The organism is Rhizobium aureum (assembly GCF_030182495.1).
In the GTDB taxonomy this organism is placed as follows: Bacteria; Pseudomonadota; Alphaproteobacteria; order Rhizobiales; family Rhizobiaceae; genus Rhizobium; species Rhizobium tropici_C.
Genome location: NZ_JAQJCI010000018.1, coordinates 14,877 through 32,177 on the forward strand (window position 1 = coordinate 14,877; position 17,301 = coordinate 32,177).

The 17,301-nt window shown below is 56.9% G+C and carries 12 protein-coding genes; 7 read left to right on the forward strand and 5 right to left on the reverse strand.

Annotation, left to right across the window (positions count from 1 at the left end; all coding sequences use genetic code 11):
• The first annotated feature begins 297 nt into the window (after positions 1-297).
• Positions 298-921, forward strand: a complete 624-nt coding sequence (locus PH552_RS27555; RefSeq protein ID WP_285166433.1) for a nucleotidyltransferase family protein — start codon at positions 298-300, stop codon at positions 919-921.
• A 367-nt stretch (positions 922-1,288) separates the two neighbouring features.
• On the opposite strand, the gene PH552_RS27560 is transcribed toward PH552_RS27555, so the two are convergent.
• On the reverse strand, positions 1,289-2,365 hold the full coding sequence (locus tag PH552_RS27560) for a sensor histidine kinase (RefSeq protein WP_285166435.1): 1,077 nt from the start codon (positions 2,363-2,365) through the stop codon (positions 1,289-1,291).
• A gap of 489 nt (positions 2,366-2,854) precedes the next feature.
• On the opposite strand from PH552_RS27560, the gene PH552_RS27565 reads away from it, so the two are divergent.
• Positions 2,855-5,647 carry an ATP-binding protein gene (locus PH552_RS27565; RefSeq protein WP_112756725.1) on the forward strand — a complete coding sequence of 931 codons (2,793 nt, stop codon included), beginning with the start codon at positions 2,855-2,857 and terminating at the stop codon, positions 5,645-5,647.
• Positions 5,648-5,671: 24 nt separating this feature from the next.
• Here the strand turns inward: PH552_RS27565 and PH552_RS27570 are convergent, their stop codons facing one another.
• Positions 5,672-6,589 carry an MBL fold metallo-hydrolase gene (locus PH552_RS27570; RefSeq protein ID WP_113249293.1) on the reverse strand — a complete coding sequence of 306 codons (918 nt, stop codon included), beginning with the start codon at positions 6,587-6,589 and terminating at the stop codon, positions 5,672-5,674.
• A 291-nt stretch (positions 6,590-6,880) separates the two neighbouring features.
• On the opposite strand from PH552_RS27570, the gene PH552_RS27575 reads away from it, so the two are divergent.
• From PH552_RS27575 to PH552_RS27590, 4 genes are all read left to right on the forward strand, one after another.
• The gene (locus PH552_RS27575; protein WP_113249294.1) at positions 6,881-7,453 is read left to right on the forward strand and encodes a TetR/AcrR family transcriptional regulator; all 573 of its coding nucleotides are present in this window, start codon (positions 6,881-6,883) and stop codon (positions 7,451-7,453) included.
• A 175-nt stretch (positions 7,454-7,628) separates the two neighbouring features.
• Complete coding sequence (locus tag PH552_RS27580) at positions 7,629-8,618, forward strand: alpha/beta fold hydrolase (protein WP_113249295.1); 990 nt, start codon at positions 7,629-7,631, stop codon at positions 8,616-8,618.
• A 150-nt stretch (positions 8,619-8,768) separates the two neighbouring features.
• On the forward strand, positions 8,769-8,996 hold the full coding sequence (locus PH552_RS27585) for a hypothetical protein (protein ID WP_113249296.1): 228 nt from the start codon (positions 8,769-8,771) through the stop codon (positions 8,994-8,996).
• A gap of 255 nt (positions 8,997-9,251) precedes the next feature.
• Positions 9,252-10,115 carry an aldo/keto reductase gene (locus tag PH552_RS27590; protein ID WP_113249297.1) on the forward strand — a complete coding sequence of 288 codons (864 nt, stop codon included), beginning with the start codon at positions 9,252-9,254 and terminating at the stop codon, positions 10,113-10,115.
• 301 nt (positions 10,116-10,416) lie between these two features.
• Here the strand turns inward: PH552_RS27590 and PH552_RS27595 are convergent, their stop codons facing one another.
• The 3 genes from PH552_RS27595 to PH552_RS27605 are packed head-to-tail and all read right to left on the reverse strand — an operon-like array spanning position 10,417 to position 14,227.
• On the reverse strand, positions 10,417-11,694 hold the full coding sequence (locus PH552_RS27595; protein WP_285166436.1) for a c-type cytochrome: 1,278 nt from the start codon (positions 11,692-11,694) through the stop codon (positions 10,417-10,419).
• Positions 11,691-13,610, reverse strand: a complete 1,920-nt coding sequence (locus tag PH552_RS27600; RefSeq protein ID WP_285166437.1) for a cation:proton antiporter domain-containing protein — start codon at positions 13,608-13,610, stop codon at positions 11,691-11,693. Before PH552_RS27600 ends, PH552_RS27595 begins: the two co-directional genes overlap by 4 nt.
• Positions 13,610-14,227, reverse strand: a complete 618-nt coding sequence (locus tag PH552_RS27605) for an NAD(P)H-dependent oxidoreductase (RefSeq protein WP_285166438.1) — start codon at positions 14,225-14,227, stop codon at positions 13,610-13,612. The genes PH552_RS27600 and PH552_RS27605 overlap by 1 nt, the downstream gene beginning before the upstream one ends.
• A gap of 324 nt (positions 14,228-14,551) precedes the next feature.
• Here PH552_RS27605 and PH552_RS27610 point away from each other — a divergent pair, with 324 nt between their 5' ends.
• Positions 14,552-17,275: an ATP-binding protein gene (locus tag PH552_RS27610; protein WP_113249300.1), complete on the forward strand. Its 2,724-nt coding sequence runs from the start codon at positions 14,552-14,554 to the stop codon at positions 17,273-17,275.
• Positions 17,276-17,301: the final 26 nt, after the last annotated feature.

A 17,301-nucleotide genomic window follows, 5' to 3' on the forward strand; every position in this document is an offset into this window, starting at 1 on the left:
CGTGGCGCGATGTTGGGAAGTCGCGTCAACAAACATTTATTTTCAGTGGCTTGTCTGATGCGTGGTCGGCAGGCCGCGTGAGGTCAGCGTAATCGAACTGGAGATCGGCGGGCGATCGTCAGGGTCGCATCCGGCGCGGATGCGGCCACGATTGCCGCCGTCATCCAAGCCGTGAAGGCACAGTCATGATCGGGCCGCCATTGATCGCCATTTTTAGGCCATTACGCGACCGAAACGTCCAATCAAGTCATCAGCCTCGGCGTTATGTCAGGACGAAAGTCCGCACTTTAGAAGGAGTTGACTGATATTCTTGAGCAGCGCCCGAAAGTCACCATCATCCTACTGGCAGTGGGAAAGGCCAGACGCTATGGAAGTGACGCGGACACGAAACTCCTCGCAAAGTTCGAGGGTGTCCCCCTGGTCAGGCGGAGTGCTTCTCGTGCCTGCAACAGCAAGGCCAATTCCGTTGTCGTGGTCGTCGGCTTTCGGGCCGCAGACATCGTGGCGGTTCTCGTCGATCTTCCAATCAGTATAGCCGATAACCGCAATTTTTCCCTGGGCATGGCGAGTTCGCTGATAGCTGGAACGACGACGCCGGTAGCTCAATCCGCAGATGGGGTGTTGGTCATGCTGGCCGACATGCCGACGATTTCAACGGTACATCTGAATGCGCTTGTTGACGCATTCGCTGCCTGCGACGGACAATCGGTTGTCGTCGCAGCACATCGAGGCGTTCGCGGAAACCCGGTGGTCATTCCAAGGTTGCTGTTTGGCGACCTGTTGTCTCTTGAAGGCGACGTTGGAGCGCGAAACATCATCCGACGTTCAGGACTTCCGATTGTCGAGGTTGAAATCGGAACGGCGGCGCTGCACGATGTCGACACGACTGAGGCAGTCATCGCTGCAGGCGGGAGCATTTAGCCGTTACAATAACAGTTGGACATCGCGCGTTCTTCAAGAATTTCAGAATTTAGAAGAACGCAATATATTCATCTCTTCATCGACGAGCCTTTTGGACTGCTCGTTGAACGCGAAGAACGAATAAAGGGGCCGAGGAACCTGAATCGATTCCGCGCGGCCCTCACAGGGATATTTCCAAGCGTCGATATCTGATCACGGTCACTGACCTGATGTCTTCGCGATTATGATGCCATCTGAAAAGAGTTTGATGTAGCGCCCCAGGCGATCTGATACGATGGCACACTCGCTGGAGTGCTGAGAGAGGCGGTTGTGTCGAAGCGCGGCCGTTCTGCTTGTCCAACGACGGCGGAGGTAACCCTTCTTGACCCTACCCTACAACTGGGAATTCAACCCGGATTACAATGCCGTTGTCGTTGAACTCCCGATCGATGCGCCCACCGAGACGATCCTCGATCAAGCGACGAAGAAGGACCGTTCCGTCGCTCGCGACTGGCGAGCCCGAACCACATGCCCCATGCTCGCGCCAACGAATTGATAACCAGTTGTCCAATTTCAGCCAATCGACCTCCACATGACCCGTTTGAACCGACAGCGCTCCATGCTTGAGGGCATTCGTAGCGAGCTCGTTCATCACAATTCCAAGAATCGTTGCATCAGAGCTGCAAAGAGAGATCTGCTCTCCCTCCATAGCAATCGGATTCCCTTGTGAGCGCTGATACGGAGCCAGCACCCGGGTTAGAACATCAACGAGATCCAACGGTTGCCCGGCTTCCTGATCGAGGAAGTCATGTACCGCCGACAGCGCCTTTAGGCGCGCTCCCAGAACACTGGCGGCGTCGCCATCCAATGTCAGCCTAGCGACACCAATTGCGCTGGCATATGCGTTCTTTAAACGGTGGGCGAGTTCGCGATGCGACAATTTGGAGGATTCGACGAGCTCTTTAAGCTCGATGACCTCCGCTCCTAATTTCAGCCGCCTGAGAGCAGCGCACCCGGCCATGTCGAGCGCAGACGCGACCCTCAACTCGAACTCAGTCGGCGTTCGACACGGATGCCAATATACCGCTAGCGCAAAACCCATCTCCTCAGGTGCAAGAAGCATTGTGAGCTTGTGCCGGGTTTCTGTGCTCGACACTGGAAACGCCGCCTCGGGTATCAAGCTTCCTCCGACGCTCCCACGTGGCGTGCCGTGTCCACGTTCAGATATATCGATTTTACTGCCAACCCAATGCGGTACCGACGCGTCTTCCGCAACGCAGTAGTAATCGTCTCCGCTTCTTCGGAGAATGACGATTCCCCTTGCGGACATCAGATCATTGGCGGCCGAGCGTATCGTGGTCAAAACCTCTTCCGCAGTCATCGCTGTCGACAGAAAGCCGATGGCCTCGACGAAACTGTAAAACTGCCGCTGGATCGGCGTGCCGAGTTCATGTGGAGCGAACATCTCGACCTCCGTTATCGAATACCCGATGATTAACGGACTCGCGCTTTTGAAAATTGGATGATTGCGCCGCGGCAAAAGCGCTACATTCGGCTATCGTCGACCAAAGCCCTTCCCTATTCAATCAGGTTTCGCCCAACAACCCGAACCGACAGCGGATTGGCTGGAGAGCAGGTTTGCGAAATTGGCGGGTCTCAGATTTCCCCACATGGGATACGCATCAGCCGAGACGTGAACCAGGCGACCCGGATCAGTTTCGGTTGTTATAGACATGTAGCCCAACATTTGAATCACACCTCAAGACCTGAGCGGTGATATTGGAAGCCTGCAACTAAAGCCGATGTATGGTCCGCCGACGTCCAAAGTAGCGGAACCATCAAACAAAGTGCATTCAACCATACACATGGGTAGTTGCGAAGGTGAATGACGCACCCATATTTTTGGTTGCTGTCGGAATTGCTGCCACTTCAGTAGTCTTGCTGAAGTGCTCTATTGATCAATAGGCTGCTGCGAACGTTGGCACCCGCGCCGGCGTTCCATTTTGAGGTGAATGTGACTATCTATCGGTTTGGCGAATTCGAACTGGATCCTGGCCAGCGCCGGTTGAGCAAGGGCGAAGCTGCCATTCGCATCGGCGCAAGAGCTTTCGATGTCCTGACGTGCCTTGTGGAGAAGGCGGGATCGGTCGTCACGAAAGAAGAGATTATCAAGACCGTCTGGCCAAGCACATATGTCGACGAGGCTTCGTTGCGCGTTCACATGGTGGCCCTTCGTAAGGCGATTTACGACGGCGAACAAACGCTCTGTATCGAAAGCATACCGGGTCTTGGATACAAGTTTACAAAGCCAGTTGCCACGGTCACCGATGCTTCCACTGCAGGTCCGGCGCTTACGAAACGCTACGGCCTGCCCGCTACGGTCTTGCGTCTGATCGGACGTGAAGAGTTCATCGCACAAACTGTCGAATTGATGCGCTCGCTGCGGTTGATGACCATCACCGGGCCAGGAGGCATCGGAAAAACCTCTGCAGCAATCGAAATCGCGCGTTCCCTCGCCGCAGAGAACGATAACGTCGTGTTTCTCGATCTCGCTGCCCTCTCCAATGGGGAACTGATAGGATCGCACCTGGCCTCGTCGCTTGGTCTGAGCGTGTTTTCGTCGGACCCAATGCCTGGCATCGTCCAGGCATTGGGAAATTCGCGCACCATTCTGGTGTTTGATAATTGCGAACATCTGATCGACAGATGTGCCGACATCGTCGACAGGCTTCTTCAACTTACGCCTTCCACCTCAGTAATCGCTACGAGCCGCGAACCCTTGAGGATCGCCTCGGAGAAGGTCCGGCTGCTGCCGAGTCTGGCCGTTCCGAAGAAGGATGACCTGCCGTCCGCCTGTAACGACTTTTCCGCCCTGGAACTCTTCAACGAACGTTTAATTTTCGCCACCGGCCAGAATGGGCTCACCGAAACAAAAGACATTTCAATTGCCGCCGATATTGTACGCAGGCTAGACGGAATCCCGCTGGCGATCGAGCTGGCAGCATCCCGCGTGGCTGGGCTCGGCCTTCAAAACACAGCTTCCTCCCTCAGTGATCCGATAAACACCCTCTGGCGTGGTCGAAGGACGGCCCCTCCCCGACAGCAGACGCTCAGGGCCACAATCGAGTGGAGCTACAATCTTCTCACGATTGAGGAGCGACTTCTACTCAACTATCTTTCGGTTTTCGCAGGACCGTTCACAAGCGAGGCGGCCTGGTCGATAGCCGAGGATTTCCTCGATAGAGAAAGGTTCTCCGACGCGCTTTCCGCACTGCGGTCGAAGTCGCTAGTCTCGACATCTCGCGGCGACGGACGCCTCCGGCTATTGGAAATGACCCGCGCTTTCGCTCGTAAGCAGCTTAACGCGAGTGAGTTCGGAGAATCCTGCGGCCTGTCACATGCTCGTTGGGTCTGCGCGGAACTCGAACACGCGAAAGCTGGGTGGCGAAATCTCGATAAGTTCGAGTGGCTCCAAGCGCACGGCGATCTCATAAATGATATCCGCGCCGCCCTCGACTGGTGTTTCGGCACGGATCAGCGAAAGTTGTGTTTCGAAATCGCTGCCGCATCCCACATCCTCTGGACACAACTCGGATTGATGGACGAGCAACTGAAGATCGTCGAGCGGGCTGTGGCGCTAATGGAAACGACCGCGGACGTTGACCCCCTGATTGAGACCCAGCTTCGTTCGACGCTCGGCCTCGTGCTCTTTCATGTGAGAGGGGTGCGCGCGGATGAACAAGCAATCCGGGAATTCGAAAAGGCGGCCGAGATCGCAGAGACGACCGGTGACCACGTAGAGATCGTCAGGGCTCATAGTGGGCGTTGCGCAATCATAACGACCCAGGGCAAATACGCGGAGGCCGCCGAGATCGCGCTCGGGCTGGAGTCTAAATTTGGCAAGCTCGCTCATGGCGCGAGTAGCAGAATTCTTGCCATGAACACCCACTTTCTCGGGCAGCATGAGAAGACCAATCATCTCTGCACCGTTGCCGTCGAAGCTTCCCTGGGGCCGATCGGCCGCACGCTGACGAGCGGTGCGGGATACGATCAAAAAACGGTCGCACTGATGTTGATGGCCAAAACCGCTTGGATCCAGGGATTTTCGCAACGCGCGATTTCTCTCGCGGAAGAAGCCGTTGCCGAGGCCCTGAACCTGGACGATGCGATCTCAATATGCCTTGCGATATACGTTTCCGCGTTTCCGGTGTATTTCGGTCTGGGCGAATTTCAGGCCGCGAGGCATCACCACACGCTTCTTCGAGAACTGTCGACGAAACACTCGATATTTAGATCGCAGCTTTGGGCCGACGCCTTCGAGCTACTGTTCCCGGAATCAAACGCCACGACGAGGCAATTCGAAACCGCGTTCGTTGGAGACACCAATGGAGCGCGGCTGGAGACCGTTATAGCGCTTGCAGGAGAGCGTTCGGGTCCTTATTTGGTTGATTGGGCGCTCGCGGGAAATGCGGGCTGGTGCCGTCCGGAACTCCTCAGAATTAAAGGTGACCTCGCTCGTCACAACGATCCGGCAGCCGCCCGCGATCTGTACTCCCGGGCGATCTCGGGTGCGATTGCGCAGAAGTCACCCTTGTGGCAACTGAGAGCCGCCAACAGTAACGCCGAATGGCTGCTGGATGACGAACACTCGACATCGAAGCGTTTGATCGAAGACGCGCTTAAAGCGTTTCCCGAGACGCCGCCGAGAATAGAGCTTCAAACAGCAGAGCGCCTCCTCGCCTCGTGACAGTTGGCCTGTCTCAGCGGGGATCTAGCCCACCAAGGTATGCACTGCATCGGAAATCGCGGAGGATTCTTCGCCGAGACCTATGCATGCAAACCCCTTGCCGTTGTGGGAAACACAGCACGCGCCACGCCCCGCGAAGTGCGCTGGCAACACTACACTGCCTCTATCAAATGCACGCTCAAGGACGCCCTTACGTGTCTTCGTGGCTTGATCAGCATCGAAACAGAACGCGCTGCTCCACTCAGGGTAATAGACCTGAATAGGATGATGAATAATGTCGCCAATAAACAGGCCTTCCCGGTCGTCATCCCGAAGTGCGAAAAGAAGATGGCCGGGAGAATGACCGGGAGAGTCTTCCGCAAAGAGGTTGTCGCCGATCTGAAAACCGCCATCGACAAGCATCTCCTGGCGATTTTCGACAACAGGAAGGATGCTGTCTTCAAATAAAAGAGAGCCCCAGGCTGCGAACGAACCGCCGCCCTCCACCGTGAGGGCATCGTAGTCGGTCTTCGACATCACGTATTTTGCGTTCGGGAACGTCGGAACCCAACGCCCGTTTGAAAGGCGGGTGTTCCATCCGACGTGGTCGGCATGGAGGTGAGTACAGAGGACGTAGTCTATTTCTTCCGGGCGGGCCCCGGTCGACGCAAACCGGTGCATGTAAGGGGTGTCCAGCATGTCGAACAAGGGAGTTCCGCCTGGCCGCTGCTTGTGATTGCCCGTGCAGGTGTCGATGAGAATCTTGTGATGCTCCGTCTCTACGAGCCAGCTGTGGCACGACATCACCAACCTTCCGGTTCCTCGGTCAAGATAACGCGGTTCGAGCCAATTGAGATGCGGAGCGACCGCGTCGACCGACCAATCCGGTAGCAGGTCTTGCGGCATGAAAGCTGGACCGCGATATTCCTCAATCCTTGTGATCTTAACAGAACCGATTTTCATGTTGGGCCCCCACTGTGAACAGGACAGCAAGCCAACAGGCTGCCGCGCAGGGGTATTGTATAATCGAGCACTTTTAAACGACCAGCGCCGGGTTTCTGTATTTGCGCATCAGACGGTGCCTGTGTAGCGTTTCGCCCTGCTGGCGGGAGCACTTCGCGAATCGGCAGGATACCGTCAATTTGCGGGCGACTTTGATGGGAAGCCGGCGGCTTCAATGCAGTCGTTGAGGTCGCAAATCCCCCCCAAATACTGCGATTTATGACCCCCGATCGACCGGGAAAGGAGACACAAATGCGTCCAACGACGAAGGAGAGGCTCGTCATTGCCGGGGCAGATCGTTTCCACGAACTGGGATACTCAGCTTGCAGCGTACAGGACATCGTGGATCAAGCAGGTGTCCCTAAAGGCAGTTTCTACAATCATTTCAAAACAAAGGAAGCCTTTGCAGTCGAGGTCGTCGCGAACTACGTCGCCTCGACTAGACGTGACATTCTGATGGATCGTAGCGCGACGCCCTTGAACCGGATCGCGCGGCACTTCCGTCACCTGTTGGAAGGCCATGAAAAAACGCAGTGCAATCGGGGTTGCCTGATCGTCAATCTTAGCGCGGAAACGTCCGATAGCATCCCACTGCTCCGAGAAACCTTGAATGCATCGCTGACGGACTGGATTGATTTGCTTTCTGAAACCATCCGGGAAGGCCAGTCTAGCGGAGAAATCACGAAGAGCCTTGAGCCGGATAAGTTCGCCCGCTTCTTAATCGATGCGTACGAGGGCGCGGTATTGAGGATGAAGGTCAGCAACGCCAATCACCCGCTCGAAAACTTCTATTCGATTTCGATGTCGCTGTTGACGACGAGCTAATCGGGCTGGCGCCTCCTTCGTTCTCCAGCAACAGTATCTTGTTGCTAGCATGGAACCTCTCGCTCGCAACGATTTCTCCGAAATCATCTACTTGCCCTGACGGCGCAATGCGGCCGGATGTGACAATATCCCCGCATCCGGTGCAGGTACTTTTACTCCATCAACTCTGACCGAGATGGAGTCTCCGGTGACAAACGATTTCAGCCTACCCCTTTCCCGTAGACAGACCCTTATGGCGGGCGCTGCCGCGTCGCTTGCGATGGCGGCACCCGGCCTCGCAGCACAGAAGCAATCTCAAACCACCCACAACGGAGAACTTTCGATGACCGATGGTTTCGTGAAAACCAAAGACGGCGTGAATATCTACTACAAGGATTGGGGTCCGAGGGATGCCCAGCCGATCGCGTTCCATCACGGCTGGCCGCTCTCGTCCGACGACTGGGATGCCCAGATGCTTTTCTTCCTCGCGCACGGCTATCGCGTTGTCGCCCACGACCGCCGCGGTCACGGCCGCTCCAGCCAGGTTGCCGACGGTCATGATCTCGACCACTATGCAGCTGACGCGGACGCCGTCTACAAGCACCTCGATCTCAAGAACGCCGTCCATATCGGTCACTCGACAGGCGGCGGCGAGGTGGCGCGGTACGTCGCGAAGTTCGGCGAGCCTCAGGGCCGTGTCGCAAAAGCAGTTCTGGTCAGCGCCATTCCCCCCTTGATGCTCAAGACCGCTTCCAATCCAGGTGGCCTGCCGATCGACGTCTTCGACGGGCTGCGAGCCGCGCTTGCAGCAAACCGCGCGCAGTTCTTCCTCGACCTGCCGACCGGCCCGTTCTACGGCTTCAATCGCAGCGGCGCGGCCGTATCCCAGGGAACCATCCAGAATTGGTGGCGTCAGGGAATGATGGGCGGAGCCAAGGCTCACTACGACGGCATCAAGGCTTTCTCAGAGACGGATCAAACCGAAGACCTGAAAAAGATCACGGTGCCGACGCTTGTCATGCATGGCGACGACGACCAGATCGTCCCGATCGACGACTCGGCCAAGCTGTCGGTCAAACTCCTCAAGAATGGCACGCTTAAGGTCTACGCGGGTTATCCGCACGGAATGCTGACGACACACGCTGACGTCATCAACCCTGACCTGCTGGCCTTCATCAAGGGCTGACGTTTCAGCCTGCTATCAATCCGCGGCGGACGAGATAGTCCGCCGCCCAAACACCGAAATCGAGCGCAAAGTGTACCCACGTGTGGCGTCGTCACTTAACCGCTCCCGTGCCCGGCGTGTCGCATTGCGCCAGTCGTACGGAGGTGCTCCATGCAATTTCAAAAATCCCCAAAGAACTTCGAGTTCTTCATCGTCGTCGGCCTGTACGGCATGAGCATAGTGTCGGTCCTCACGTACGCTGCCATTGATGTCGACAGTCACAAGGTCAAGGCAGACATATATGCCGCTCACGCGGCAACTCCCGAGGATGCCTCGTCGGTCACCGCTAATAAGACCAGTTTCTCGCGAGTGAACCCAAAAACGCCCCTGCCCCGTTGAGGGCACGATCTTGGGCAGGGCATTCTCCGCGGAATACGGTCACTGCAGTACAAGCGACTTTCGACCCGGAGGCAAATCACCACTGTCACAGTCGGGGTTCTTGGACAATCGGGCGGAAAATCGCCATCTCTGCCGCCATTCATGCGTGAGCGCGATCGTACAATTCACAAATCTGCAGGCGCAATAATCTGATCGTAGAGTTCGCTGTCGCCGCGTCATTGCGGCCACGGATTGCCGAACATCAAGGAGGCCAGCATGTCCACGACTCCAACCGCCGATCACAGGAAATTCGAGATCGGGAATTACAAAATTAACCGGCTCGGCTACGGTGCAATGCGGATCACAGGCCCGGGCGTGTGGGGACCTCCCACGGACCGCGTGGGCGTCCTGAACACACTGCGGCGTCTTCCGGAGCTGGGTGTCAACTTCGTTGATACGGCCGACTCTTACGGTCCCAACATTTCCGAGGAGCTTGTGAGAGAAGCATTGCACCCGTACCCGGGGATGCTGGTCGCAACCAAGGCGGGTCTCACTCGCGGTGGCCCGGGTCAGTGGGGCCAAAACGGACGCCCAGAGTATCTAGTAGCGCAAGCGCACGGTAGCTTGATAAGGCTCGGAGTGGAGCGTATCGGCCTCTGGCAATTGCATCGCATTGATGCGCGTGTCCCCGCTTCGGAACAGTTCGACACCATCAAGAAGCTGATCGACGCCGGCATCATCGAGAACGCGGGTCTGAGCGAGGTCTCAGTTGACCAGATCAAGCAAGCGTCGAAGTATTTCAAGGTTGCCACGGTGCAGAACCGCTACAATCTTATCGATCGCCAAAGCGAGGACGTCCTCGAATACTGCGAGCAAAACGGCATCGGCTTTATCCCTTGGTATCCGCTTGGATCGGGCGAGCTGACCCGCCGGGGCTCCGTCCTGGATGAGATCGCCCATTCGTACAAGGCGTCTCCCACACAGATCGCACTCGCCTGGATGCTGAGGCGGAGCCCCGTCATTCTTCCCATTCCGGGAACGTCGAAAGTGCATCACCTAGAAGAAAACGTCGCCTCGCGCGACATCACGCTTTCGGATCTCGACTACCAGACGCTGAACGGCATCGCTGCTACGGCGTAAAATTCTGGGACATGCGCATGCATCCAAGCATTGCGCAGTCCCTTCAGTGCGCACCACAAAGCACAGAAAACCGTTCCCGCAATGGCTGCGGTGGCCGCCGTTGCCGCAGAATTGGGCTGCTGACGATGAACATCGTGGCTCCGATTACTCCGATGAATGCAACTCCCATGACCGATCAAATTGCACCGACCCGGCCCGGTAGCTGCCGACTTTACGGCCGCTTTTAAGCGGCCGTCACGAAAACTCAATCGAACCCGGACGAAAAATCACGGGTTGTCGCCAGGACTGGCGCGACGAGGTTTCACTCCCTCGCCTCTCCCACATCCTTAGCCGTTACCTTGCCGCTCTTTCCGCTTAGCCGCCCGATCACGTAGTTCGCGAGCGCAGCGATTTCATCGTTGGAATAGATCGCGTGGAAGGCAGGCATCGTCTGGCCTGGTCGATGCGAGTCATTCGAAGAGCCCTGAAGGATCACTCTCACCAGATTACTGCCTTCGGGATCGTGCACAGCGTGCGAACCCTGAATTGATGCCCGGTCGTTAACAAGCCCGCTGCCATCCTTTCCGTGGCAGCTGGAGCAAGCGCTTGCGAAGATACGAGCGCCAAGTTCCTCGGACGGTGCGGCAGACGCATTCGGCGCAGATGGAACCACCTTCGTTTCGGGATCGGTTTTTACGGCCGGAACCGTTCGGAGATAGGCCACAATAGCTTCGATGTCGGAAGACGGAAGTTTGCTGAACGAAAGGTCGACCGCCTCTCGCATCGCGCCGCCGGCAGGACCATGGTCTTTCACATGCCCAGTTGCGAGGAACGCCTTCAGATCCTCATCGCTCCAGCTACCAATCCCGGTCTCGGAATCACTCGTAATGTTCCAAGCCTTCCATCCGTCTACGTCGCCACCCGACAAGGCTTGCCCTTGCTTTCTCTGAAACATGAGACCTCGAGGAGTATGACACTCGCCGCAGTGCGCCAAACCCTCGACAAGGTAAGCGCCCCGGTTCCACTGATCGTCCTTCGAAGGATCGATTTCCAAGGGATGCGAAGGCAGGAACAGGAGGTTCCAACCGCGCATCAGCCAGCGCTGGTTGAACGGAAATTCGAGCGAGTTCTCAGGTGCGGCCTCCGCAACAGCCGTGACCGTTTTCAGATAGGCACGAATGGCTAGGATATCGTCGGTCGAAAGCAGGGCGTACGATGCATAAGGAAACGCGGGATACAGGTTCTCGCCATGTTGGCCAACGCCATATCTCATTGCACGCACGAATTCCGCATCGCTCCAAGTGCCTATACCGTGTTCGTTGTCTGGAGTGATGTTGGAAGAATAGATTGTCCCGAACGGAAGCTTGAACGGCAACCCTCCTGCGAAAGGTTTACCGCCTTTCGTGCTGTGACAGGCGGCACAGTCGCCTGCGATCGTCAAATATTCGCCTCGGGCGATCAGCTCCCGCCCCGACGGCTGCCGTGTACTCGCGGCCACTTCGGGAAGCGAGTGGGGATAGAAAAAGAAAATCCCGGCTCCGACCGCCCCGACTGCAGCTAGGAGCACCAGACCCAATAGGATTTTCATGGAGTATTTCATTGTCCGGCTCCTAAGGCTCGTTCGTCTATTTCTAACTTTTCGGGAGGGTGGTCGCCGTCTAAGTCCGGCGGGCTCCAACCACGCCGGACCATGTCGTCGTACTTCTCGCGGCGGCCGAGCATGGCCTCTTGGATGACGCGCCCGATATCGTTGAAGCCCGCGACAAAGCGCTCGTTATCGGAAATGCGTGTCGTCGTTTCGTCGAGCAACGTGGCCATTCGCGCGAGGCCCGCGAGATCCTGTTGGACGAACACGCTCTTTCGCTTTTCGACCTCGTAGGGATGCATGCCCATTGTCCTGAGCGCGACCCCGCCCGCCTCTACCGAACTTCCAAACAGCTCGCGGACAATGTGATCCGCGCCCGCATCGACGAGCTGGTAGTGATGCAGCCGGTCATAAGCGCGAGCGATAATCGTGATCCGGGGGTTCGCTCGACGAGCCGCCTCGATGATTTGTACCGTGCGATCGGGATCGTCGATCGCGACAACAAGGAGATCCGCTTTGTCTACGCCGGCCGAATGAAGCAGGTCAGGTCGACCAGCATCGCCGAAGTATGATTTCACTCCGAACTTGCGCAGGTCATCGACCACATCCGCCCGATAATCGAGGACGACCGGCACAAAACCGTTGGCCAGCAACATCCGATTCACGATCTGGCCGAAACGGCCAAGCCCTGCGACAATGACCTTCCCGCTGCCTGGCCTCTCGGGCTCTGTTGACGGCGTTTTTCGTATCTCAATCCTTGCGGCCATTTGGTCGAAGAATATGAAAAGCCCCGGCGTGAGTATCATTCCCAACGCGATGACCAGCACCCCGACGGATGCCGCGGTCCCCGTTATCAGACCGATGCTTTGGCCGAGCGAAAGGAGGACAAATCCGAATTCGCCCGCCTGTGCAAGCCCAAGTGCGAAGAGCCATCCGGCAGCATCCCGCAATCGGAAGAGACGACCGAGCGGAAAAAGGACCGCAAATTTGATGATCACAAGCACCGCAGTTGCTGCGATCACGGAATCCCAATTGGCCACCATTACAGAAGGGTCGATCTTCGCGCCTATCGTCATGAAAAACAGGCCGAGAAGCAGACCCTTGAAAGGCTCGATATCGTTTTGAAGTTCGTGCTTGAATTCACTGTTCGCGAGGACGAGCCCGCCAAGAAAAGCGCCAAGCGCCGGAGACAGTCCAACCAATGACATCAGCAGAGCGATCGCCACCACCACTAAAAGAGCGAACGCCGTGAAGATGTCGCGAAGGCGGTCTCTAGCGATCGCACGCATGATTGGACGTGAGAGATAGTGGCCGCCGACAACAACTGCCGCCACGGCACCAAGCGTAACAAGCGCGGCCGCCCACCCCGGGAGAGCCGAAAGCCAGCCACCCCCATGGTCGATCCCAGACGTTTGATCGCCGGCGGCCATCAGTGGAAGGCACGCAAGCATCGGGATGACCGCCAGGTCCTGGAATAGGAGAACGGCAAAACTCGCCTGCCCCCCATCCGAGTCCAGCACCCCCCTCTCCTCTAGGGTTTGCAAAACGATCGCCGTCGATGAAAGAGCGGCCACGAAACCAAATAGAACCGCCTGCCGCCATTCAATATGAAGAAAGAAGCCAAAGATTGTGACGACCGCGACCGTCAACACTACCTGCAAACCGCCTAGTCCGATGAGCTTTGCACGCAGGCGCCAGACCATCTTGGGATCTATTTCGAGGCCGATTAGGAAGAGCATCATCACGATGCCCAATTCCGAGAGCTGTTCAAGATAGCCGCCACTGGCTTCCGAGAGTTGCAGAACCGGACTCATCAAAGCGCCGGCAACAATGTATCCGACGACGGAACCGAGACCCAGCCTGCGGGAGACGATGACGGCGAAGACCGAGGATGCGAGATAGGCAAAGGCAGGTATGAGAAAGCCGGACATCAGTTCGCCTCCCGACCGTCAGCGAGCTCGGCAAGATCCCTCGCCGTAACCTGGTCGTGTCGTCCGAGCGCGTCGATGTCCAACGACCCATCGCGGAGGCCTTCAAGGAGTATGGGATAGGTCTCGACATGAGTTTTCGCGGACGGGGAATCGACGTGGTTGGCCGCGTGCAGCACAAACGGGGGAAGAAAGGTCATTCCGCAAAGTTCAATAGTCTGCCGCAACGGCAGGATGAACATTGAAAACGGATGCTTGTTTCCGCCTTCATGCGAATAGTCACGAACACTGCCTCCGGTGGTTATGCAAGCGATTGCGAGCTTTCCCGCAAGCTTTTTCCCGTGCGGTCCGTGAGCAAAGCCGCACTCAAGAACCAGATCCTGCCATTGCTTTAAAAGCGCGGGCGTCGAGTACCAGAAAAGCGGAAACTGGAAGACGATCACGTCGTGGTCCAGCAATCGCCTCTGCTCACGTTCGATGTCTATGTCGAACCGAGGGTATTCGGCGTAGATATCCACAAACGTAACCCCCGCAACCTGCTGGGCGCGCCTTGCCATCGAGAGATTAATACTGGTCGGCCGTTGCGCTGGGTGCGCAAACAGGACGAGAACTCGCGCCAAAGGTTTTTCCTCTATTTTTTCGAAGCTGCTCGCGCGGTTCACTATCTGGAGGCGCGAATTATCCGGGCACAAGGATAGGGGCTCGCACCATCAAATCTTGGATGATCCGGTTTCGATAAGCCGAGCGGTAAGATCGGAGGATCGGATTTGACAATCTTCGCGGAGATGCGCGTGCTACGCGGGAACGTAGCGAAGGAGTGAAGGCTGCCTATTAGCCACTGGCGATCATGACCTTTTGTGACATCTTTCGATAAACCAGATCTTGTTGTCGTTGAGGGAGGACTGCATCAGAATTCTGGAGGACATTTAAGAGTTGGTGATCCCATGACCGTTCTGCATTTCGAAGGTTTCGAACTGGACGTTCAAAATCGTAAGCTGATGGAGGACGGTCAACCACTCAGACTTGGTGGTCGTGCCTTCGATCTTTTAACGGTCCTTGCTCAGCGTGCGGGTCAAGTGATCAGCAAGGATGAACTCCTGAGTGCGGTGTGGCCGACCACCGGCGTCGAAGAAGGCACCCTTCGGGTTTCACTGGTTTCGCTCCGCAAATCTCTCGGAGAACGCGCTCGTGGTTTCATAGATAATGTGCCCGGCAAGGGATATGTGTTCGTACCGCAGGTTCGCGTCGACGGTGCCGCGTCCGCCGCCACGAGGCCCAACCTGCCCTCCGCCGACCTTCCGCGCCTCGCGAACAAGGTCATCGGCCGCGATGAGTTCATCGATACAACGACCGATCTCTTACAACAGTCGCGCATCATAACGATCACCGGAACAGGAGGGATCGGCAAGACCTCTGTCGCGGTTGCGATTGCGGAACGGTTCGTAGGTCGGAGGAAAGTGTTGTTCCTCGATCTCGCATCCCTATCCGACAGTGACAACCTGATGCCATCGCTGGCCAGTCAGCTCGGCCTAAGCGTCTATGGTTCAGAACTACTGCAGGCTGTAGCCTCAGAACTCAGAAAAACTCCAACCCTTCTCGTTTTCGACAATTGTGAGCACATCATCGACGCGGCGGCCGAGGCAGCTGAATCAATCCTCCTCGAAGTTCCGACGTCGACGATTCTCGCGACGAGCAGAGAGCCGCTTCGAATACAACTCGAACGCATTCGTCGATTGCCTCCGTTAGCCGTCCCGCCGGAGGGTACAACCGCCGAGGAAGCGGTAAGTTACGCCGCTTTGGACCTATTTTACAAATTGGCGGGGCTGCTCAAGGACGAGCGCGATCTACGCCAACCCGAAGCCATCGCCTTGTCCGCGGACATCGTGCGAAAATTGGAGGGCATCCCGCTTGCCATTGAACTCGCCGCTTCGCGGACCCTCGATATGGATATCAGGGAACTGCATCGCTCCGTGGCGAGACCGCTAGCTGTTCTTCGCCGCGGCAGGCGAAACGCTCCTGCAAGGCAGCAAACCTTGCAGTCGGCCCTCGACTGGAGTTTCCAGACCTTGTCGTCGTTCGAAAAAGAACTCCTACTTCGCCTATCGACCTTCGCTGGGCTGTTCACCGCAGAGGATGCACGCACCGTCGCGGGCGGCCGACTTTCCGATGACGAATTCTACGAGGCGTTCGATGGCTTGTTTCTGAAATCCCTCCTGAACGTCGCCTCTGAGCGCGGAAGCTACAGACTTCTCGTAACAACACACCATTATGCTTCCGCGAAACTCGCGTCCGCGCCTTTCAAGCGGGAGACCCAACTCGCACATGCGCGGTATTGCGCCGAGAGTTTGAAGGAGGCCGAGGCGGACTGGACTAAGCTTGAGACCGACGAGTGGCTGCGACTGCACGGGGCGCTCATTCACGATTTGCGCATCGCCCTGGCCTGGGCCTTCTCCTCCGATGGCGAGGACGCCCTCGGAATAGAGCTCACCGCTAACTCGAACATTATCTGGACGCAGCTGGGACTAATGACCGAACAGCTGGCGGTGATCGAGACCGCGCTTGCTCGCGCCTCCGCCACCAAGGCTCTGGAACCACGTCACGAGATGTACCTGCGGCTTTCGCACGCAGGCACGATGTATCACATCAAAAGCTCGGAGCGCGATCCACAAGCCCTCGCCGAATACTCGAGGGCAATCACGATCGCCAAAGACCTCGACGACCATATGGGCATCCTTCGTGCAAGTGGCGGCATTACCGCGATCCACACGATGAACGCGGACTATATTGAGGCAATAAAGGTTGCACGACAATTCGATGACCTTTGCGGCGCAAAACTGCCAAACGCCGTCAGCCGCATGCTCAGCCATAATCTTCACTATATCGGTGATTTCGACGGCGCTATGCGACATGCCAATATAGCTCTCGAAATGGCAAAGGCAGGCGTTCGCGGAACACTGAACAACGGTGCAAGCTACGATCAGAGGCTCAGCGCCCTCTCAACCGTCGTCAAAACCTTATGGGTTCAGGGTAAACTGAGAGAGGCGATGGATCGGCTCGATAGTGTGTTGGCCGAAGCAGTAAACCTGGATCACGCAATTTCGACCTGCCTTTATCTTGCGGTCTCGGCCTGCCCCACAGCTTTTGGAATGAGGGAGGTCGAAACTGGTCAACGCCTGCTCCATCTCCTCATAGAAAAATCCGGCAACAACTCCCTGCTGCGCTGGCAGGAATGGGCTTTCACGTTCGAGCAAGTGTCCACGGCCCTCGCATCCGATGACAAGGAGCGTTTCAACAAGGCTGTAGCAAACGCCAAGGGGGCACGGTTCGAAAATTGTCTGATCGTAGGCGGCCACCTCGCGGACCGCGCGACCATTGATCGGGCTTTGTCGAAAAACGCTGGATGGTGCCGGGCAGAACTTTACCGACTAAAGGGTCTCCTGCTCCTTGATGAAGACGCGGACGCCGCCCGAAAGCTGGTCATGGAAGGATATCTACTTTCGTCTCAGCAAGGCGCCAGGTTCTGGGAGCTTCGCTGTGCCGCGAGTCTGGTCAAGTGTGCTCCGGTTGAGGGGCTCGTTGCCGCTAGAAGCCGCCTTGATCGAACGCTGGCAGGATTCGATGGGGAGCCCGCCACCGCGGATGTGGTGGAAGCAAGAACGCTCCTATAACGCCCGGGAGACGAGGCGGCGTCGAT